Origin of the sequence: Ureibacillus sp. FSL W7-1570, from assembly GCF_038593265.1 — a bacterium.
GTDB classification, from domain to species: Bacteria; Bacillota; Bacilli; order Bacillales_A; family Planococcaceae; genus Ureibacillus; species Ureibacillus suwonensis.
The window spans coordinates 1,672,288-1,692,996 of record NZ_CP151979.1 but is presented as its reverse complement, the minus strand read 5'-3'; the positions used below and the strand labels follow the sequence as shown (position 1 = coordinate 1,692,996).

The window sequence follows — 20,709 nt, the reverse complement described above, 5'->3', positions numbered from 1 at the left end:
TAGGAGGGGTTTTATGTTGAAAAAACTTTGGCCTGCAGCATTGCTTTTATTGCTGCTTGTTCTGGCTGCCTGTGGCGGAAATGACGATCAGGCAGGCAACGACGAAGGGGATCAAAAGTCAAATGTTCCTCAAGTATTAGTGTTTGGCCGCGGCGGAGATTCAGTATCTCTTGACCCAGCCATCGTGACTGACGGGGAATCTGCAAAAGTAACAATCAACTTATTCGAAACATTGGTAAATTTCGGTGAGCAAGATACAACCATTCAACCGGGGCTTGCTGAAAGTTGGGAAGTAAGCGATGATGGTTTGACTTATACGTTTAAATTGCGCGAAGGCGTAAAATTCCATGATGGAACAGATTTCAATGCGGAAGCGGTAGTGAAGAACTTCGAGCGTTGGAAAGCCGGCGCATCCGAAAAGTTCTACTACTACCATTCCATGTTCAAAGCTGAAGGCGAAGATATCATCAGCGAAGTAATCGCCGAAGATGACCATACAGTGGTATTCAAATTATCAAGACCGCAAGCACCATTCTTGAAAAACTTGGCGATGTTCCCGTTTGGTATCGCTTCGCCGGCTGCGTTGGAAAAATATGGTGAAAGTTTTGGGGATAATCCGGTAGGTACAGGTCCGTTCAAATTTGTTGAGTGGAAACGCAATGATTCCATTACCCTTGAAAAATTCGCGGATTATTGGCAAGAAGGATTGCCAAAATTGGATAAAGTGATTTTCCGCGCGATTCCTGACAACTCGGCGCGCTTAAATGCATTAGTTGCCGGAGATATCGACTTGGCGGATGGCATCAACCCATCTGATGCAAAATCTGTTGAATCCAATGGAGATTTACAATTGATTGAACGTCCGTCCATGAACGTCGGTTACTTAGGTCTGACAGTGACGCGTCCGCCATTTGACAATAAATTGGTTCGTCAGGCTGTGAACCATGCGATTGATAAAAAAGCGATTGTCGATGCATTCTTCTTAGGAAGAGCCGAAGTGGCTGTAAACCCTATGCCGTCATCCATCAGCGGTTATAACGACGAAATCCAAGATTACGAATACAATCCGGAAAAAGCAAAAGAACTTCTTGCTCAAGCCGGATATGATGGCACACCAATTGAACTTTGGGCAATGCCGGTTCCACGTCCATATATGCCGGATGGCCGAAAAGTTGCGGAAGCCATTCAGAAAAACTTGCAAGATGTAGGTATTCCATCTGAAATCAAAACAGCGGAATGGGCTACTTACTTGGAAATGGCGAATAATGGTGAATTTGACGCCTTCTTGTTAGGTTGGACAGGCGACAACGGAGATGCGGACAACTTCTTATACACATTGCTTGATAAAGACACAATCGGAAGCAACAACTATACTTACTATTCCAACGAAGAAGTCCACAAATTGCTTGTACAAGCCCAATCTGAAGTGGACGAAGAAAAACGCAATGAATTATACAAAAAAGCGCAAGAGTTAATCAAAGAAGATGCGCCTTGGGTACCACTTGCACACTCAACTCCGCTGCTTGCCGCGAAGAAAGGTGTAACAAATTATAAACCTCATCCAACAGGTTCAGAAGTACTATCTAAAGTGGAAATGAAATAATTTCAAGCGAGGCACTCATGCGAGTTAGTATGAGTGCCAAGCATTTATACCATTCGTAGAGGGGGGAAGAAGATGCTTCATTACATAGGGCGAAGATTATTGCAGCTAATCCCTGTGCTTTTAGGAATGACCTTCATCGTATTTTTGATTATTCGTGCAATCCCTGGGGATCCGGCCCAAGTGATTTTAGGACAACAGGCAAACAAAGAAACAGTCGAAGCATTGAGAGAAAGTTTGGGGCTGAATAACCCGTGGTATGTTCAGTATTTCGATTATTTGAAAGGATTGCTTACAGGCGATTTAGGAGTATCCCTCCGAACAAACCAGCCAATCTCTTCCGAAATATGGCCTTATCTTGCCGCAACTTTTGAGTTGGCATTTTTTGCGATGTTTATCGCCGTTGTCATTGGAATGAATGCGGGCATTATTTCAGCCTGGTTCCAAAATACCTGGTTTGACTATTTAGCGATGGTTCTTGCGTTGATCGGTGTATCCATTCCGGTGTTTTGGCTTGGTTTGCTGGAACAATGGATGTTCAGTATCAATTTAGGATGGTTTCCGACTTCCGGACGGGAAGAAGTGCGTGATCCCATCACGGCGATTACCCATTTTTATTTGATTGATACATTGATTCAAGGCAGATTTGACCAATTCGGAACAGTCGTCAAGCATCTGTTCCTGCCGGGATTGGCCCTTGCCACAATTCCGATGGCGATTATTGCGCGTATGACCCGTTCTTCCATGCTTGAAGTGATGCGTTCAGACTATATACGCACTGCCCGGGCAAAGGGGCAGAAAATGTTTGTTGTCGTTTATAAGCATGCTTTAAAAAATGCAATTATTCCAATTTTAACAGTCATCGGTTTGCAAACAGGTTTGCTTTTAGGAGGAGCGATCCTGACGGAGACAATCTTCAGCTGGCCGGGAATTGGTCGCTACATTTATGAAGCCATTGGATTCAGGGACTATCCGGTCATTCAATCGGGCATTTTGGTGGTGGCATTCTTATTCGTCATGATTAACTTCATTGTCGATATCCTATATTCAGTCATCGATAAGCGGATCAAGTACAGCTAGAAGGAGGGAAAATAATGGCAGAAGTAGCAACAAAACAAATGGAAGTAATTGAGGATAAAGTGTCGTCTCCTTGGAAAGAAGCTTTGCGCACTTTTCTGCGAAGCAAATCGGCTGTAGCGGGAACCATCATCGTTTTATTGTTCATACTGGTTGCCCTTTTTGCTCCCGTAATTGCGCCTGAAGGGATCAACGAGCAAAAATTGGGAGATCCAAGTACGCATTTAGTACCTCCTTCAAGTGAATTTTGGTTCGGAACAGATGAATTTGGAAGGGACATCTTTTCGCGGGTTGTATGGGGGGCGCAAATTTCTTTGACGGTCGGTTTCGGTGCGGTTGTTTTATCCGCGATTCTGGGAAGTTTCCTTGGAATCATAGCCGGTTATTATGGCCGTTGGGTGGATACGATCATTTCAAGATTCTTTGATATTTTGCTTGCATTCCCAAGCATCCTGCTTGCAATCGCGATTGTTTCCATTTTGGGAAGTTCATTGCAAAATGCATTAATTGCAATTGCAATCGTCAATGTGCCAAACTTTGGGAGATTGATCCGTTCCAAAGTGTTGAGTGTAAAAGAAGAGGAGTATATTACAGCAGCCAAAGCCATTGGAATGAAGGATTCCAGAATATTGCTTCGGCATGTGCTGCCCAACTCTTTTGCACCGGTCATCGTTCAAGGTACATTAGCGATTGCGACTGCAATTATTGAAGCGGCGGCCCTCAGCTTCCTGGGCTTAGGAGCGGAACCACCGCAACCGGAGTGGGGGAAAATGCTTGCCGATGCGAGGATTTATTTGATGAATGCACCTTGGACAATGATTTTCCCTGGACTTGCCATCATGTTGACCGTGCTCGGCTTTAACTTGATGGGTGACGGATTGAGGGATGCCCTCGATCCGAAAATGAAAAACTAAGGTTTGGATGTTTATTCAAACAAATCCGTAGACAAATACCGTTCACCAGTATCAGGTGCAAGACACAACACATTGGCCGTTTTCGGCAAGTCTTTGGCGATTTGGATGGCAAAGTAGGCGGAGCTTGCACCGGATGCACCTACCAGGATGCCTTCTTCACGGGCGAGGCGTCTTGCGGTGTTTTGGGCATCTTCATCTTTAATATGAAGTATTTTATCGTAAATGTCAGTGTTTAATATTTTTGGAATGAACCCTGGGCCTGTCCCGGGGATTTTATGTGGTCCTGGCTGGCCGCCTGCAAGCACCGGGGATCCGGCCGGTTCGACGACATAAATTTTCAAATCCGGCAACACCTTTTTCAGCTCTTCCCCTGTACCTGTAATCGTGCCACCTGTTCCCGCGGTTAAGACGAAAGCATCCAATTTGTCGCCAAATGCCTTCAAGATTTCAACAGCGGTTGTATTTCTGTGGGCATCTGAATTGGCTTCGTTTTCAAATTGCAAAGGTATAAAGGAATCGGGGATCTTTTCCGCGATCCGATAAGCTTCATCGATGGCCCCTTGCATCCGCAACCGACTCGGTGTCAAATGCACTTCCGCGCCATAAGCCCGCATCAGTTGAATACGTTCTTTCGTTGCGTTATCAGGCATTGTAATGATGCATCGGTAGCCTTTTACAGCACATACCATGGCAAGGCCGATGCCGGTATTCCCGGATGTCGGTTCAATGACGGTACTTTTCCCGGGAATTAATTTTCCTTCCTGTTCCGCGCGGAGAATCATGTTGTGGGCAGCGCGGTCTTTCACGCTTCCCCCGGGATTGAAGGATTCCAGCTTCATATATACGTTTGCCCCTTCAGGAGAAGGCAATCTATTTAATTTCACGATGGGTGTATTGCCTATAAGTTCTGCAACAGAATGATATAATTTCATGATAAACTTCCTTTCAAAGTGTTTTCATTGTTCATTTAAACGAAGGCGGGCAGCTTCCCCAAGCATCCGGTTTATAGGAGTCTTGGATAAGCGCCCGCAATTTTTTGTTTTCATCACTTCATTTCAGCAAGTCAGGTTTGCAAGTCCGGAGTTAATAGGTATTGCCGAATACCGGATGTGCAACAATCAATAAAATTGTTCTTCCAAGTCTTCGTTGAGGTCTTTGCCATGAAAGTTTTGGAATGAGACGATCAATGTGTCGAGATGCTCCAGATTTTCCTCATAATCAAGAATTCTCGAAAAAATATAGAACAAATGGTAGCTTGAAAATTCTTCTTCGCCTTCCCGCTGCTTCTCGATGGCGATTTGTTCGATTAACCGCTCCATCACTTCCGAGCGGTTTAAATGTTTTTTATCCACCGTCCATTTGGAATGTTCCGGCCGAAGTTTCCCCGTATATTTCAACAATAGCTGTTCATGATACGTGAGCAAAAAATCAAGCCTCTCTTGAAGCATCGTTCTAAAGGTGGCAGGCAGATGGGCGATTTCATTTTCATGTTTATGAAGCCTCACCAACAGCTCGAAGCTTTTTTTCGTTGTGGTGATCATTTGGCGATACACAACGAGTTTGCGCATCTGGCTATGGCGCTTCTTTTTGCTGTATTGCCTCTCTTCCTTATATAAAACATACATTGATTCAATCTCGGAAAGCCGCTTTTGAAATTTGTTCAAAGCGTTTTTCATCGATACATGCTCAGATGCTCCCCGAATGGCCAATCTCGTCCATCGGATAATATCATCCTGAAGCGATTGGATTTGCTTGAATAACTTAACCTCATACCGCGGCGGCAGGAAAACCATATTCACAATAAACGCCGCGAATACCCCGACCATGACCGTGGCAAATCGGATGACGCTGAATTCCAAAAAGTTGCCGCTTTCATATACCATGATGGCCACAAGGGTCACGAGGGCCAAAGAAAGGGATGAATTCAATTTCAATTTCAGCATGATTCCGATGACAATAATGGCTGCAATCCCGATGGCGACAATATGGTGGCCGAAAAATATCCCGAATAAAATGGCAATAACCGCTCCAATCAGGTTCCCCTGCACTTGTTCCACAATCGTCAAATAAGAACGATAGATGGAGGGCTGAATGGCAAAGATGGCAGCGATTCCGGCGAAAACGGGTGATGGAAGCTTCAAAAGCTCCGCCAAAAATAATGCAAAAACGATTGCGACTCCTGTTTTTAATACTCGGGCGCCTAACTGCATAACGAAGCCCCCACTTTACAATTTATTTGAAACTCAATATTCAGTAAGCCGTCCAAATGATTCAACAACACAATTCTCATCTATGAAAAAGTCCCCCAAGAAAAATGTATAGACAATATTGAAGCCTAGGAAAGGGTTGGCATGGAATTCCTTCATGCCTTCCTGAATCCCTCACAAGTTCAAATAGAAAGGAGTCCGGAATCCCACATGGTTATGTCATTTCAATTGTGAAAATGCGTAATCCACCGCATCGATTGTTTCAAGAATATCTTGTTCCTTGTGTTCCGTTGTCAAGAACCAGGCTTCGAATTTGGAAGGAGCCAAGTTGATTCCTCTTGAAAGCATCAATTTAAAGAAGCGGCCAAACATTTCGCCGTCGGATTGTTCCGCTTGTTTATAATTTTCCACTTTTTGATCGGTAAAGTACACAGTAAGGGCACCTTTGATGCGATTTACCGTGATTGTAATGCCATGTTTTTCTGCGGCATCCAAAATGCCTTTTTCAAGCATGGCACCTAACCGGTCCATTTCTTCATATACCCCCGGTGTTTGCAGCACTTCCAAGCAAGCAATACCCGCAAGCATGGATGCAGGGTTGCCGGCCATTGTTCCCGCTTGATAGGCTGGACCTAATGGTGCGACGGTATCCATGATTTCTTTGCGGCCGCCATAAGCGCCAATTGGAAGACCACCGCCGATAATTTTCCCCATTGCCGTCAAATCCGGTGTAAAACCAAGCATATTTTGCGCTCCACCATAATGGAAACGGAATCCGGTGATCACTTCATCATATATCACAAGGGCTCCGTATTCTTTGGCCACTTTATGAATATATTCCAAAAAGCCCGGTTTAGGCATGACCATACCGAAGTTTCCGACGATCGGCTCCACCAAGATGGCTGCCACTTCTTCCCCCCATTTGTCCATTGCGAGTTGCAAGTGTTCTGTGTCGTTGTAAGGAACCGTAATCACTTCTGTTGCCACGGTTTGAGGAACACCGGCTGAGTCAGGTGAACCGAGGGTGGCCGGACCGGATCCTGCTGCAACCAATACTTGGTCGAAATGTCCATGATAGCAGCCTTCAAATTTGATGATTTTTGTCCGTCCCGTATAGGCGCGGGCTACGCGGACCGTCGTCATCACCGCTTCTGTGCCTGAGTTGGTAAAACGCACTTTATCCAACGATGGAATCGCATCTTTCAACATTTTAGCAAATTTTACTTCGTGCTCGGTTGGAGTTCCGAAAAGCACGCCTGTGTCAGCCGCAAGTTTGATGGCTTCCGCAATGTGCGGATGGCCGAATCCTGTAATGATTGGTCCATATCCTGCCAAATAGTCGATGTAACGGTTGCCGTCCACATCCCAAAAATATGGGCCTTTTCCTTTTGCCATCACAACTGGTGCGCCACCGCCAACCGCTTTATAGGAGCGGGAAGGGCTGTTCACCCCACCCACGATATGTTTTAGCGCTTCTTGATAAATTTCTTCAGATTTTGTGTGAATCATTGTATTGCCTCCATTTTATAATTTCAATTTTATTTTAGCCTTCTTTGGCATATTACGCCAAAGAATTTGAAACATTTTCCCTGGTTCGGTAGGATAGACGAAAAGGAGGAATTTTCATGAGCGAATCTTTAGTGAATAAAAAAGCGCCGGAATTTACTCTTATGAATGAAAAAGGGGAACCGGTCAGCCTCAGTGATTTTATAGGAAAGAAAATTGTTCTTTACTTTTATCCAAAAGATATGACGCCAGGGTGCACAACGGAAGCCTGTGATTTCCGCGACCATTATGAGTCTTTCGCGGACCTGAACGCGGTCATTTTGGGGGTAAGTACAGATTCGGCGGAAAGGCACCAAAAATTTATTGAAAAATACGATTTGCCCTTCTCCTTATTGGTTGATGAGAATCATGAAGTATGCGAAAAATACGGCGTTTGGGTGTTGAAGAAAAATTATGGCAAAGAATACATGGGGATTGAACGTTCAACATTTCTGATTGATGAAAATGGGGTTGTCATCAAGGAATGGAGAAAAGTCCGCGTGAAAAATCATATTGAAGAAGTATTGAATTATTTGAGGGAAATCGAAGGGGAGTAAGAGATATGAGAGTTTATTTCACTTTTGATCCAAGACCGGATTTGAAAGATTCATTGGTAAAAGATTTTCCGGAAGTTGACTTCGTTTTTCATAAAAAAATTGATGAGGAAGAATTGGCGAAAGCGGAAGTGCTTGTGACTTACGGGGAAGATTTGGATGATGAAAAAATCAAGATTGCCCAAAAAATGGAATGGATTTTTGTCGCTTCCGCCGGGATTGAAAAAATGCCGCACCGGGCCATTGCCGAACGGGGCATTGTCGTTTCCAATGTGCGCGGCATACATAAAAAACCGATGGCGGAATCGATTCTTGCACATCTTCTTTCCATTAAAAGGGCGCTGCCATTCATTTATAAAAATCAGCAAGAAAGAATTTGGAGCCAGAAGACCAAATTGTACGAATTAAATGGTTCAACCGCCCTGATTTTAGGTCCGGGGGCTATTGGCGGAGAAGTGGGGCGCATGCTTCAGGCGTTTGATGTCTATACGATCGGACTCAACCGCAACGGGGAAAGTGCGCCTTATATGAACGAAACACATACAATCGATAAGTTGAAAGACCTGTTGCCGAAAGCGGATATCGTCATCTCCATTCTGCCAAGCACAAATGAAACAAGATATTTGTTGACTTATGAAGACTTCACATTAATGAAAGACAGTTGCATCTTTATGAATTTCGGCCGTGGAGATTTGGTCAGAACGGAAGATTTGATCAAAGCGTTGGAGGAAAAGCAAATTTTCCATGCGGTGTTGGATGTGTATGAAGAAGAGCCGCTGCCAAGGGACAGCAAGCTTTGGGAAATGGATAACGTAACGATTTCTCCGCATATTTCAAGCCGTTCTTCCAGATATTTGGAGCGCAGTTTTGAAATATTCAAACCGAGCTTAAGAAAATGGATGAACGGCGAACGGGATATCGAAAACAAGATGGACATATTGAGGGGATATTAAATTTTTTATAGAAAAATTGTACGTTTTCATAGTGATTATTTTTTATCAGGAAGTATATTGAATATAGGACTATTTTTTGAGAAAATTATGTTATTGTATGTGATTTCAGCATGTTTAAAAGTTGACGATATCCAAATATTCAGTTACACTAATTATAACAATTATTAATTAATAATTCTTGAAAAGAGGTGCATGACGATGTCTGAATTGCAGTTGAAAAATGCTCTAGACACGTTAAAGGCAACGGGCGTAAGAATTACTCCACAACGTCATGCTATACTGGAATATTTGATCAATTCAATGACGCATCCAACTGCCGATGAGATATATAAATCATTAGAAGGTAAATTTCCAAACATGAGTGTTGCGACTGTATACAACAACTTGCGCGTATTCCGCGAGGCCGGTTTGGTCAAGGAATTGACATACGGCGATGCAGCAAGCCGTTTTGATTTCGTAACAAATGATCATTACCATATGATTTGTGAAAGCTGCGGGAAAATCACCGACTTCCACTATCCGGCGTTAAAAGAAGTCGAACAATTTGCATCTCATGTTACTGGATATAAAGTTAATTCTCACCGCCTTGAAGTTTATGGAACTTGCCCTGACTGTCTAGAACAAAAAAATAAGCAAGTGCTGTAAAAAGAATCCTAGTAACTTTGGTTGCTAGGTTTTTTAAATGTCTTGATTGAGGGGCCAATCTCATAGCCTTTGGTACTCGGGAAGATTACAAATCGAAACCTATTTGATATGGAATATGGGACTTTAAACTCTTGGGCATTCTTTTCAAACCCATAAAATAAAATGAGTAGGAATACATTTTCCTACTCATATTTTATGGTTATTTTTTCGATTTTCTATTGTATTCTTCGTTGAATTCTTTGCCTTCCAGTGCCGGATCCAAAGTCAACGGTTCATTGCAATGCATGCAAATATCCACGCGTCCCAGCATTTTCGTCTCTTTGCCGCAGCCTGGACAGACAACTTTCACTGCCCGGGTGGATAACATTCCTATCCAAAGGTATACGACTGTGCTGGCGATGATGCATAATAAACCCAAACACATAAAAATAAGCACTAACACGACGTTATTTTTGAAAAACACGGCACCGTACATGACGATAAATCCGACGAAAATGAGTGCAAGTGCGAAGGAACGTATTTTATTGATTTTGCTTGAATATCTTTTTTTCATCAGAGTGCCCTCCTAATCTTGATTCTAATATAACATAGCTGAGAACAATGTAGAAATAGAAAGAAAAAAAGAAGGATTCTTATTCTTGATGTCGAAAGAAATTAACGTAATCGCTATATAGGAGGACTATTCATGGACTATATTCTGCGTTCAATTTATCAAGAACGTGCCAGTCAACCTGAAACCTTGGGAGTAATTCTTGTCAATAAACGGGAAGATCAAATCAACTTGACAGATACATTTGATACGATCCTATTAATCATTGTTAAAGAGGCCCAGTTACCTATTTTTACAAAGCACTATTGCTATGAAAACCATAAAGTCGCTATGCATGTCATTACAGAACAATTGTTGAACAAGTGGATATATATAGGAAAAAACCGGCGAATTGTAGATTGGGTTTTTCATGGGAAAGTGATGTTTGAACGGAATGAATACTTGAGTAATTTAAAAATGGAATTGGAGGATTTTTCTTATTACGGGAGAAAGATCAAAGCCGGCATCCAATTTGCGAAATTATTGAGAAGCTACACTGAAGGGAAGGAATTTTTTCAGCGCGGTGACCATTTGGATGCGTATCATCATGTGGTGAAGTCCCTTCAATATTTGGCCAGATTATCAATTATCGAAAATGGCTTATATCCGGAAGTGACTGTCTGGTCACAGGTGAAAAAATTGGAACCTTCTGTTTATAAATTGTATGAAGAGCTGGTGACAAGCAGAGAATCGATTGAAAAGCGATTGGAGTTATTGTTTTTGGCAATCGAGTTTTCCATGAATTCCAAAGTTCAATCTTGCTCGGAACACATTATGGAAATCATGCAATCAAAGGAACTTTGGACAATTCAAGATTTGCATAATCATCAAGAACTTAAATTTTATTCGGTAGAATTGGAGCTTTTCATTGAATTTTTAATTGAAAAAGGATATATTATTGTTGAGAGAATTCATTCCAAAAATGAATCTATCGATCATCGCCTTTATAGAATCAATGATACTTTAAAATAATATTTTTTGATTGAAATAAGAAATTTTCGAGGTTAAATAGTTTTATTTTTCCTCGAAATTTTTTCGCTAAAAGTATTGACATTCTATAATTGATCGTTGTATTATAATTACCGTCGCTAAACGATAAAAGTTATAGTTAAATAGCAACTTGATAAAAAAGTTGTTGACACAAAAAAACAGATATGTTAAATTATAAAAGTCGCTGTTAAAAAAGCGGTAAAGAACGAACCTTGAAAACTGAACAACAGACGCGCAAATTTTAGTTCGTAACCCTCGTTACAGAACTAAATTTGAACAATATTTTTGAGCTAATCAACTTTTCTTTTATGGAGAGTTTGATCCTGGCTCAGGACGAACGCTGGCGGCGTGCCTAATACATGCAAGTCGAGCGGACCAATTAGAAAGCTTGCTTTTTAATTGGTTAGCGGCGGACGGGTGAGTAACACGTGGGTAACCTGCCCTATAGACCGGGATAACTCGCGGAAACGCGTGCTAATACCGGATAACACACCGAAGCGCATGCTTCGGGGTTGAAAGATGGTTCTGCTATCACTATAGGATGGGCCCGCGGCGCATTAGCTAGTTGGTGGGGTAACGGCCTACCAAGGCGACGATGCGTAGCCGACCTGAGAGGGTGATCGGCCACACTGGGACTGAGACACGGCCCAGACTCCTACGGGAGGCAGCAGTAGGGAATCTTCCACAATGGGCGAAAGCCTGATGGAGCAACGCCGCGTGAGCGAAGAAGGTCTTCGGATCGTAAAGCTCTGTTGTAAGGGAAGAACAAGCGCAGCAGTCACTGGCTGCGCCCTGACGGTACCTTACTAGAAAGCCACGGCTAACTACGTGCCAGCAGCCGCGGTAATACGTAGGTGGCAAGCGTTGTCCGGAATTATTGGGCGTAAAGCGCGCGCAGGCGGTCTCTTAAGTCTGATGTGAAAGCCCCCGGCTCAACCGGGGAGGGTCATTGGAAACTGGGAGACTTGAGTGCAGGAGAGGGAAGTGGAATTCCATGTGTAGCGGTGAAATGCGTAGAGATATGGAGGAACACCAGTGGCGAAGGCGGCTTCCTGGCCTGTAACTGACGCTGAGGCGCGAAAGCGTGGGGAGCAAACAGGATTAGATACCCTGGTAGTCCACGCCGTAAACGATGAGTGCTAGGTGTTAGGGGGTTTCCGCCCCTTAGTGCTGCAGCTAACGCATTAAGCACTCCGCCTGGGGAGTACGGTCGCAAGACTGAAACTCAAAGGAATTGACGGGGGCCCGCACAAGCGGTGGAGCATGTGGTTTAATTCGAAGCAACGCGAAGAACCTTACCAGGTCTTGACATCCCGCTGACCGCCATGGAGACATGGCCTTCCCTTCGGGGACAGCGGTGACAGGTGGTGCATGGTTGTCGTCAGCTCGTGTCGTGAGATGTTGGGTTAAGTCCCGCAACGAGCGCAACCCTTGTCCTTAGTTGCCATCATTCAGTTGGGCACTCTAAGGAGACTGCCGTACAAATACGGAGGAAGGTGGGGATGACGTCAAATCATCATGCCCCTTATGACCTGGGCTACACACGTGCTACAATGGGTGGTACAAAGGGCAGCGAACCCGCGAGGGGGAGCGAATCCCAAAAAGCCACTCTCAGTTCGGATTGCAGGCTGCAACTCGCCTGCATGAAGCCGGAATCGCTAGTAATCGCGGATCAGCATGCCGCGGTGAATACGTTCCCGGGCCTTGTACACACCGCCCGTCACACCACGAGAGTCTGTAACACCCGAAGTCGGTGAGGTAACCCTCCGGGAGCCAGCCGCCGAAGGTGGGACAGATGATTGGGGTGAAGTCGTAACAAGGTAGCCGTATCGGAAGGTGCGGCTGGATCACCTCCTTTCTAAGGATTATAAAACGGAAAGCGCGTTTTGTTGTTCAGTTTTGAGGGTTCATTCCCTCGAAGTTAACGATAGGATGGGCCTATAGCTCAGCTGGTTAGAGCGCACGCCTGATAAGCGTGAGGTCGATGGTTCAAGTCCATTTAGGCCCACCATAATATAATAAAACTAAAATACGGGGCATTAGCTCAGCTGGGAGAGCGCCTGCTTTGCACGCAGGAGGTCAGCGGTTCGATCCCGCTATGCTCCACCATATATTCCGTATGACTTTCGTAGATGAAACAATCCATCTCGTGGTTATACCGGCTTTGGAATATTGCTGTTGTTCTTTGAAAACTGGATAAACGACATTGAAAGCAAGAAATTTACTGTAAGCTCTTAATTTTTAGGTTAAGTTAGTAAGGGCGCACGGTGGATGCCTTGGCACTAGGAGCCGATGAAGGACGGGACTAACACCGATATGCTTCGGGGAGCTGTAAGTAAGCTTTGATCCGGAGATTTCCGAATGGGGCAACCCACTGCTCGTAATGGAGCAGTATCTTAACGTGAATTCATAGCGTTAAGAGGGCACACCCAGGGAACTGAAACATCTAAGTACCTGGAGGAGAAGAAAGAAACATCGATTCCCTGAGTAGCGGCGAGCGAAACGGGAACAGCCCAAACCAAGAGGCTTGCCTCTTGGGGTTGTAGGACACTCTATACGGAGTTACAAAAGGATGGGTTAGACGAACCGTTCTGGAAAGGACGGCCGTAGAAGGTAACAGCCCTGTAGTCGAAAATCCATCCTCTCCAGAGTGGATCCTGAGTACGGCGGAACACGTGAAATTCCGTCGGAATCCGGGAGGACCATCTCCCAAGGCTAAATACTCCCTAGTGACCGATAGTGAACCAGTACCGTGAGGGAAAGGTGAAAAGCACCCCGGGAGGGGAGTGAAAGAGAACCTGAAACCGTGTGCCTACAAGTAGTCAGAGCCCGTTAACGGGTGATGGCGTGCCTTTTGTAGAATGAACCGGCGAGTTACGATTACGTGCAAGGTTAAGTCGAGGAGACGGAGCCGCAGCGAAAGCGAGTCTGAATAGGGCGAAAGAGTACGTGGTCGTAGACCCGAAACCAGGTGATCTACCCATGTCCAGGGTGAAGGTGAGGTAACACTCACTGGAGGCCCGAACCCACGCACGTTGAAAAGTGCGGGGATGAGGTGTGGGTAGCGGAGAAATTCCAATCGAACTTGGAGATAGCTGGTTCTCTCCGAAATAGCTTTAGGGCTAGCCTCGCGTAACGAATACTGGAGGTAGAGCACTGTTTGGACTAGGGGCCCACCTCGGGTTACCGAATTCAGACAAACTCCGAATGCCAGCTATTTAGACGCGGGAGTCAGACTACGAGTGATAAGATCCGTGGTCAAGAGGGAAACAGCCCAGACCACCAGCTAAGGTCCCAAAGTAACCGTTAAGTGGAAAAGGATGTGGCGTTGCTTAGACAACCAGGATGTTGGCTTAGAAGCAGCCATCATTTAAAGAGTGCGTAATAGCTCACTGGTCGAGTGACGCTGCGCCGAAAATGTATCGGGGCTAAACGGTTCACCGAAGCTGTGGATTCGTGCTTCGCACGAGTGGTAGGAGAGCGTTCTAAGTGCGCAGAAGTCAGACCGGAAGGACTGGTGGAGCGCTTAGAAGTGAGAATGCCGGTATGAGTAGCGAAAGATGGGTGAGAATCCCATCCACCGAATGACTAAGGTTTCCTGAGGAAGGCTCGTCCGCTCAGGGTTAGTCGGGACCTAAGCCGAGGCCGAAAGGCGTAGGCGATGGACAACAGGTTGATATTCCTGTACCACCTCCCCGCCGTTTGAGCAATGGGGGGACGCAGGAGGATAGGGAAAGCACGCCGTTGGTCGCGCGTGTCCAAGCCGCAAGGCGGGGAAGTAGGCAAATCCGCTTCCCGTAACGCCAAGCGGTGATGGGGAGCCTCTTAGGAGGCGAAGTTCCTGATTTCACACTGCCAAGAAAAGCCTCTAGCGAGGCGGGAGGTGCCCGTACCGCAAACCGACACAGGTAGTCGAGGAGAGAATCCTAAGGTGAGCGAGAGAACTCTCGTTAAGGAACTCGGCAAAATGACCCCGTAACTTCGGGAGAAGGGGTGCTCATTGGGGTGCAAGCCCCGATGAGCCGCAGTGAATAGGCCCAGGCGACTGTTTATCAAAAACACAGGTCTCTGCAAAACCGCAAGGTGACGTATAGGGGCTGACGCCTGCCCGGTGCTGGAAGGTTAAGAGGAGGAGTTAGCGCAAGCGAAGCTCCGAATTGAAGCCCCAGTAAACGGCGGCCGTAACTATAACGGTCCTAAGGTAGCGAAATTCCTTGTCGGGTAAGTTCCGACCCGCACGAAAGGCGTAACGATCTGGGCACTGTCTCAACGAGAGACTCGGTGAAATTATAGTACCTGTGAAGATGCAGGTTACCCGCGACAGGACGGAAAGACCCCGTGGAGCTTTACTGTAACCTGATATTGAATTTCGGTGCAACTTGTACAGGATAGGTAGGAGCCGTAGAAGGGGGAGCGCCAGCTTCCCTGGAGGCGCCCTTGGGATACTACCCTGGTTGTACTGAAATTCTAACCCGCAAGCCTGATCGGCTTGGGAGACAGTGTCAGGTGGACAGTTTGACTGGGGCGGTCGCCTCCCAAAAGGTAACGGAGGCGCCCAAAGGTTCCCTCAGAATGGTTGGAAATCATTCGCAGAGTGTAAAGGCATAAGGGAGCTTGACTGCGAGACCTACAAGTCGAGCAGGGTCGAAAGACGGGCTTAGTGATCCGGTGGTTCCGCATGGAAGGGCCATCGCTCAACGGATAAAAGCTACCCCGGGGATAACAGGCTTATCTCCCCCAAGAGTCCACATCGACGGGGAGGTTTGGCACCTCGATGTCGGCTCATCGCATCCTGGGGCTGTAGTCGGTCCCAAGGGTTGGGCTGTTCGCCCATTAAAGCGGTACGCGAGCTGGGTTCAGAACGTCGTGAGACAGTTCGGTCCCTATCCGTCGTGGGCGCAGGAAATTTGAGAGGAGCTGTCCTTAGTACGAGAGGACCGGGATGGACACACCGCTGGTGTACCAGTTGTCTTGCCAAAGGCACAGCTGGGTAGCTATGTGTGGACGGGATAAGTGCTGAAAGCATCTAAGCATGAAGCCCCCCTCAAGATGAGATTTCCCATTGCATAAGCAAGTAAGATCCCTCAAAGACGATGAGGTAGATAGGTCCGAGGTGGAAGCACGGTGACGTGTGGAGCTGACGGATACTAATCGATCGAGGACTTAACCAAAAGAAATGCTTTCAATGCCGTTATCCAGTTTTGAGAGAACAACCTCTCAACTACTAAAAAAATTCAAATAAAGACTTGACAAATAAATGAAATATGATATAATAATATTTGTCTTTCGGTAAGAAAACAAGCCTAGTGATGATGGCAAAGAGGTCACACCCGTTCCCATACCGAACACGGAAGTTAAGCTCTTTAGCGCCGATGGTAGTTGGGGCTTCCCCCTGCGAGAGTAGGACGTCGCTGGGCTTGAAAATAGAATCATTCCGAAGTAGCTCAGTGGTAGAGCAATCGGCTGTTAACCGATTGGTCGTAGGTTCGAATCCTACCTTCGGAGCCATGACGGAGAAGTACTCAAGAGGCTGAAGAGGCGCCCCTGCTAAGGGTGTAGGTCGGGGTAACCCGGCGCGAGGGTTCAAATCCCTCCTTCTCCGCCATTCATACATGGCCCCTTGGTCAAGTGGTTAAGACACCGCCCTTTCACGGCGGTAACACGGGTTCGAATCCCGTAGGGGTCACCAATATGGAGGATTAGCTCAGCTGGGAGAGCATCTGCCTTACAAGCAGAGGGTCGGCGGTTCGATCCCGTCATCCTCCACCATAAAAATACTTATTATCGCGGGGTAGAGCAGTCTGGTAGCTCGTCGGGCTCATAACCCGGAGGTCGCAGGTTCAAATCCTGCCCCCGCAACCAAAGAGTGGTCCCGTGGTGTAGTGGTTAACATGCCTGCCTGTCACGCAGGAGATCGCGGGTTCGAGTCCCGTCGGGACCGCCATTAAAAAATAGTGGGTCGGTAGCTCAGTCGGTAGAGCAGAGGACTGAAAATCCTCGTGTCGGCGGTTCGATTCCGCCCCAACCCACCATTTTGAAAATAAATGCCGGCGTAGCTCAACTGGTAGAGCAACTGACTTGTAATCAGTAGGTTGAGGGTTCGATTCCTTTCGCCGGCACCATACTTCCGGAGGGGTAGCGAAGTGGCTAAACGCGACGGACTGTAAATCCGTTCCCTTTGGGTTCGGCGGTTCGAATCCGCCCCCCTCCACCATCTGATATTACAGGGGCATAGTTTAATGGTAGAACAAAGGTCTCCAAAACCTTCAGTGTGGGTTCGATTCCTACTGCCCCTGCCAATGAACCAGACATGATGGCGACTGTGGCGAAGTGGTTAACGCACCGGATTGTGGCTCCGGCATTCGTGGGTTCGATTCCCATCAGTCGCCCCATAAAAACTGAAAATGGATTCGAAAATAAAAAAGGATTCCATTAGGTTTCCACCAATATAGAATATAAGGATTTTATATGATATAATTGGGGTATAGCCAAGTGGTAAGGCAACGGATTTTGATTCCGTCATGCCCAGGTTCGAATCCTGGTACCCCAGCCATCAAGTATGCGGAAGTAGTTCAGTGGTAGAACACCACCTTGCCAAGGTGGGGGTCGCGGGTTCGAGTCCCGTCTTCCGCTCCAGTGTTGGCGGCTTAGCCAAGTGGTAAGGCACGGGTCTGCAACACCCTTATCACCGGTTCGAATCCGGTAGCCGCCTCCAAATGAGACAAAAAGATAATATTACGCCGATGTGGCGGAATTGGCAGACGCGCACGACTCAAAATCGTGTTCCCAAAAGGAGTGTGGGTTCGACTCCCACCATCGGCATCCATGATTAAAGTAAGTTCCAAAAAAACGTTTCCTGATAATTTGGGAAACGTTTTTTTGTTATACGGAATAAGATTTATAGGCTCTATAATATGGTTCTTTGTCAAGTAAGCCCGAAATATAGGAGATAAATAAAAAATGCGCACCCTTCTGGTACGCACAACGAATAGCCCTACAATCCCAAGTTTTTCGGATTGAGGGCTATTTTGCTATTGCACATGATTCACGAATGGTTTTCGACCATGGTAAATAGCAATCTAATATTTTTGGCTGTTGATGGATTGGTAAACTTGGGAGTTCCGACAATACTTTCGCTAAGTATTGATAAAAATCAATGCCATTCGCTTTTGCCGTTTCAGCCAAGCTTAAACAGATGGCATTCGCATCGGCTCCCGATTCACTGACGGAAAACAGCCAATTTTTACGTCCAATGACATTTGGGCGAATCGCATTTTCAGCTGGATTGTTATCCATTTCAATGCGCCCATCATACAGAAAAGCTTTTAGACCTTCGGCGTGCTTCAATGTATACTCCGCAGCTTTGGCAAGGGCATTCTTCCCATAGAAAGGAGATTCTTCAATCCATTTGAAAAATGCCTCGACAATAGGTTTGGACTCTTTTTGTCTAGCTTTTCTCCGTTCGCTCGGCCGAAGTTTCTTAAATTTCCGTTCTAGGCGGTAAAGTCGATCACAATAATCGACACCAATCCGTCCATTTTTACTTTCGGCTTTTAACCAGTATCGACGAACATGAGCCCAGCAGTTGGCAAAATGAATATTTGGTACATCATGGTATGCAGAATATCCATCGCAGATAATCGTCCCTTTAAAGCCTTTCATAAAGTCAGTCAAAATTTCCCGACTACGGGATAAAGCACTATGGAACAGAACAATTGCCGGTCCTTGGGAAGCAACGCTACGGAACACCCAGTTGTAAGCTTTAGATTGAGCTGGCTTTCCATCTGAGCGGTTCAATACTTGGGCATAGGTTTCATCGACATGAAGAATTGATTTTTTCATGAGGGTTTCTTTCATTCGATTATATAATGGAAGAAGCCAATCTTCTGCCGTGCGAATCACCCAGTTTGATAGGTTTTTATCATTGGTTAGTAAACCATAACGATGCCATTCCTTTACTTGCCGATGTAAAGGCAAATAGAGGACAAACTTGTCATAAATCAGTTTTGCTAAGACCGTTGGTCCTGCAATACTTCGCTGAATGGCAGGTTGTGGTGCTTTACCTCGCTTGATTTGTGAGTTTTTATGTAAATCTTTTTTACAGGACCTACACTCATAAGGGGCTGTCCGAAAAGTCGATTGAATCGACCTTCGGCTCAGCCCTTTTTTCTGTTTTTAGGGTACAAAAAAATCGTCCTTTTTTATAGAATGAAATTGACCAAAAAACATTCTAAAGAAAGGACGATTTTTTCACTAGCGTCGCATAAATAAGTTTTGAAATTTCAGATTTTATTTTTCTGGAAAATTAGCGAAAAACGAAAACACCTAAATAAAGGTAGTAAACATCCATTTTTTACCTATAGCTTAAGACGAGTGCAACAACGACAAATCAACCTTTAAGGAACGCTCATCCCTTCGATTTTCCGTAACCAAATGTGTGCAGATTTCCATAAAGCTGCTTTCAAATATCGACTTATTTGTAACGTACTTCGGTCACTATTAGTGTTCAACTGAGCTAACACATTTAAACAGTATACAATCATCGCTACGTATACTTGGTTGTGTACGGCTTGTTCACTGTGGCCGTAGAACTTCTTGATATTCAAGTGTTGTTTCATCCATTTGAAAAAGAGTTCAATGGCCCAACGTGACTTATAGATTTCAGCGATTTCATCTGCATCCATATCAAAACGATTCGTCAGTAAATGAAGTTCATTTCCTTTTGTATCCAACAATTTGATGAGACGGAACGCGTTTTCAGAACGATTTTGCGTGGTTCCAATAACCACCATTTCATCGGAGAATACAGGCGAATCTTCAGGTAACGAAAATCGTTCTAACACACGGACGACAGCGTTTTTTCGTAAACGTGAAACAAAGAAATACCCATCATCCGTCATACGGTCAAATCGCTCATAATCTAAGTATCCACGATCGAACACGTACAGGCATTCTTGATCATCAATGAATACCTCTAATTGACCACGATCATGTTCGATTGCGTTTGTCAGTACGGCCTTGTCGGGATAAGAAAGTCTTTTTTCCATGAATACAAGACGCAAGTGAAGCTTCACGCCCGATTTTGTTTTTCGGAACTCTGCCCATTTGTGGTTCGTCAAATTCAGTGGCAACGTACTCGAATCAATGATTTTTAGTGGCGTTGTCAGCTTTCTTCGCTTTTGAAAATGTGTTTTCTCATGAATTTGAGCCACTAAATCAAGAAAAATCGATTGAAAGAAAACCGTTGGAATGGCATTGATTCGTCTTCCTAATTGGGAAAAGCTAATCGATGGAAGACCTGTTGCACGTTGTAATTCTTCAGAAAAAACAGCGTCACTTAAAGCTCGCAAACTCTCGGTTTCATGTAATTGAGCGTACAACAGTAATTTCAGAAATGAAGCCATATAAAGCTTCTTTGTATAGTAATCTAAATGATAGGCTTTCACCATATCGTCAAATAAGTTGAAATTAATTGGTGAAAACCATTGTTCAAATGATGTTTTTCGTGTAAACTTATCCATAATCGTGATTCCTTTATATTGGATTTGGATAGGTTTACTACCACCAAACCATTATAAAGGATTTTTTTATGGAAAAATATAGTTACAGAAAATTCAGATTTATTATGTCTATTG

13 protein-coding genes, 17 tRNA genes and 3 rRNA genes are annotated in these 20,709 nt (G+C 45.1%); 27 read left to right on the top strand and 6 right to left on the bottom strand.

Annotation, left to right across the window (positions count from 1 at the left end):
- Positions 1-13: 13 nt before the first annotated feature.
- The 3 genes from NST13_RS08475 to NST13_RS08465 all read left to right on the top strand — a co-directional run bounded on the left by NST13_RS08475 (position 14) and on the right by NST13_RS08465 (position 3,591).
- Complete coding sequence (locus tag NST13_RS08475; protein WP_342468554.1) at positions 14-1,603, top strand: ABC transporter substrate-binding protein; 1,590 nt, start codon at positions 14-16, stop codon at positions 1,601-1,603.
- Positions 1,604-1,675: 72 nt separating this feature from the next.
- The gene (locus NST13_RS08470; protein ID WP_342580390.1) at positions 1,676-2,680 is read left to right on the top strand and encodes an ABC transporter permease; all 1,005 of its coding nucleotides are present in this window, start codon (positions 1,676-1,678) and stop codon (positions 2,678-2,680) included.
- A gap of 14 nt (positions 2,681-2,694) precedes the next feature.
- On the top strand, positions 2,695-3,591 hold the full coding sequence (locus NST13_RS08465; protein ID WP_342468556.1) for an ABC transporter permease: 897 nt from the start codon (positions 2,695-2,697) through the stop codon (positions 3,589-3,591).
- Between the two features lie 11 nt (positions 3,592-3,602).
- Here NST13_RS08465 and cysK read toward each other — a convergent pair whose 3' ends face one another.
- The 3 genes from cysK to NST13_RS08450 all read right to left on the bottom strand — a co-directional run bounded on the left by cysK (position 3,603) and on the right by NST13_RS08450 (position 7,307).
- Entirely contained in the window at positions 3,603-4,523 is a 921-nt protein-coding gene (cysK, locus tag NST13_RS08460) for a cysteine synthase A (RefSeq protein WP_342468557.1), read from the bottom strand.
- 186 nt (positions 4,524-4,709) lie between these two features.
- Positions 4,710-5,801 carry an aromatic acid exporter family protein gene (locus NST13_RS08455; RefSeq protein ID WP_342468558.1) on the bottom strand — a complete coding sequence of 364 codons (1,092 nt, stop codon included), beginning with the start codon at positions 5,799-5,801 and terminating at the stop codon, positions 4,710-4,712.
- A 216-nt stretch (positions 5,802-6,017) separates the two neighbouring features.
- Positions 6,018-7,307: a glutamate-1-semialdehyde 2,1-aminomutase gene (locus NST13_RS08450; RefSeq protein WP_342580389.1), complete on the bottom strand. Its 1,290-nt coding sequence runs from the start codon at positions 7,305-7,307 to the stop codon at positions 6,018-6,020.
- Between the two features lie 116 nt (positions 7,308-7,423).
- Between NST13_RS08450 and bcp the strand changes: the two genes are divergently transcribed.
- The 3 genes from bcp (at position 7,424) to perR (ending at position 9,495) form a co-directional block, all read left to right on the top strand.
- Entirely contained in the window at positions 7,424-7,900 is a 477-nt protein-coding gene (gene bcp, locus NST13_RS08445; RefSeq protein WP_342468560.1) for a thioredoxin-dependent thiol peroxidase, read from the top strand.
- A gap of 5 nt (positions 7,901-7,905) precedes the next feature.
- Positions 7,906-8,850: a D-2-hydroxyacid dehydrogenase gene (locus tag NST13_RS08440; RefSeq protein WP_342468561.1), complete on the top strand. Its 945-nt coding sequence runs from the start codon at positions 7,906-7,908 to the stop codon at positions 8,848-8,850.
- A gap of 198 nt (positions 8,851-9,048) precedes the next feature.
- Positions 9,049-9,495, top strand: a complete 447-nt coding sequence (gene perR / locus NST13_RS08435) for a peroxide-responsive transcriptional repressor PerR (protein ID WP_342468562.1) — start codon at positions 9,049-9,051, stop codon at positions 9,493-9,495.
- Positions 9,496-9,694: 199 nt separating this feature from the next.
- Here perR and NST13_RS08430 read toward each other — a convergent pair whose 3' ends face one another.
- Positions 9,695-10,048, bottom strand: a complete 354-nt coding sequence (locus NST13_RS08430; RefSeq protein ID WP_342468563.1) for a YgzB family protein — start codon at positions 10,046-10,048, stop codon at positions 9,695-9,697.
- 132 nt (positions 10,049-10,180) lie between these two features.
- Between NST13_RS08430 and NST13_RS08425 the strand changes: the two genes are divergently transcribed.
- From NST13_RS08425 to NST13_RS08325, 21 genes are all read left to right on the top strand, one after another.
- Positions 10,181-11,056, top strand: coding sequence for a nucleotidyltransferase-like protein (locus NST13_RS08425; RefSeq protein ID WP_342468564.1), 876 nt, complete (start codon positions 10,181-10,183; stop codon positions 11,054-11,056).
- Between the two features lie 323 nt (positions 11,057-11,379).
- Positions 11,380-12,932, top strand: a 16S ribosomal RNA gene (locus tag NST13_RS08420).
- A 76-nt stretch (positions 12,933-13,008) separates the two neighbouring features.
- Positions 13,009-13,085: transfer RNA gene (locus NST13_RS08415), tRNA-Ile, on the top strand.
- Between the two features lie 22 nt (positions 13,086-13,107).
- Positions 13,108-13,183 (top strand) — tRNA-Ala (locus NST13_RS08410).
- A 135-nt stretch (positions 13,184-13,318) separates the two neighbouring features.
- Positions 13,319-16,245: ribosomal RNA gene (locus NST13_RS08405) — 23S ribosomal RNA — on the top strand.
- 131 nt (positions 16,246-16,376) lie between these two features.
- A 5S ribosomal RNA gene (gene rrf / locus NST13_RS08400) occupies positions 16,377-16,491 on the top strand.
- Together the 16S, 23S and 5S rRNA genes with 17 tRNA genes alongside form the textbook arrangement of a ribosomal RNA operon.
- 16 nt (positions 16,492-16,507) lie before the next feature.
- A tRNA-Asn gene (locus NST13_RS08395) sits at positions 16,508-16,582 on the top strand.
- 4 nt (positions 16,583-16,586) lie between these two features.
- Positions 16,587-16,679: transfer RNA gene (locus tag NST13_RS08390), tRNA-Ser, on the top strand.
- Positions 16,680-16,688: 9 nt separating this feature from the next.
- A tRNA-Glu gene (locus NST13_RS08385) sits at positions 16,689-16,763 on the top strand.
- A 4-nt stretch (positions 16,764-16,767) separates the two neighbouring features.
- Positions 16,768-16,843 (top strand) — tRNA-Val (locus tag NST13_RS08380).
- A gap of 16 nt (positions 16,844-16,859) precedes the next feature.
- Positions 16,860-16,936 (top strand) — tRNA-Met (locus NST13_RS08375).
- Positions 16,937-16,942: 6 nt separating this feature from the next.
- Positions 16,943-17,018 (top strand) — tRNA-Asp (locus NST13_RS08370).
- A gap of 12 nt (positions 17,019-17,030) precedes the next feature.
- A tRNA-Phe gene (locus tag NST13_RS08365) sits at positions 17,031-17,106 on the top strand.
- Positions 17,107-17,120: 14 nt separating this feature from the next.
- Positions 17,121-17,196 (top strand) — tRNA-Thr (locus NST13_RS08360).
- Positions 17,197-17,203: 7 nt separating this feature from the next.
- Positions 17,204-17,288 (top strand) — tRNA-Tyr (locus NST13_RS08355).
- 11 nt (positions 17,289-17,299) lie between these two features.
- Positions 17,300-17,373 (top strand) — tRNA-Trp (locus tag NST13_RS08350).
- Positions 17,374-17,390: 17 nt separating this feature from the next.
- Positions 17,391-17,466 (top strand) — tRNA-His (locus tag NST13_RS08345).
- An 86-nt stretch (positions 17,467-17,552) separates the two neighbouring features.
- Positions 17,553-17,627, top strand: a tRNA-Gln gene (locus NST13_RS08340).
- 8 nt (positions 17,628-17,635) lie between these two features.
- Positions 17,636-17,710, top strand: a tRNA-Gly gene (locus NST13_RS08335).
- A 5-nt stretch (positions 17,711-17,715) separates the two neighbouring features.
- A tRNA-Cys gene (locus NST13_RS08330) sits at positions 17,716-17,789 on the top strand.
- Positions 17,790-17,813: 24 nt separating this feature from the next.
- A tRNA-Leu gene (locus tag NST13_RS08325) sits at positions 17,814-17,896 on the top strand.
- 201 nt (positions 17,897-18,097) lie between these two features.
- Here NST13_RS08325 and NST13_RS08320 read toward each other — a convergent pair.
- Entirely contained in the window at positions 18,098-19,219 is a 1,122-nt protein-coding gene (locus NST13_RS08320) for an IS66 family transposase (RefSeq protein ID WP_342581830.1), read from the bottom strand.
- A 251-nt stretch (positions 19,220-19,470) separates the two neighbouring features.
- Entirely contained in the window at positions 19,471-20,595 is a 1,125-nt protein-coding gene (locus NST13_RS08315) for an IS4 family transposase (RefSeq protein WP_096550083.1), read from the bottom strand.
- Between the last annotated feature and the right edge of the window lie 114 nt (positions 20,596-20,709).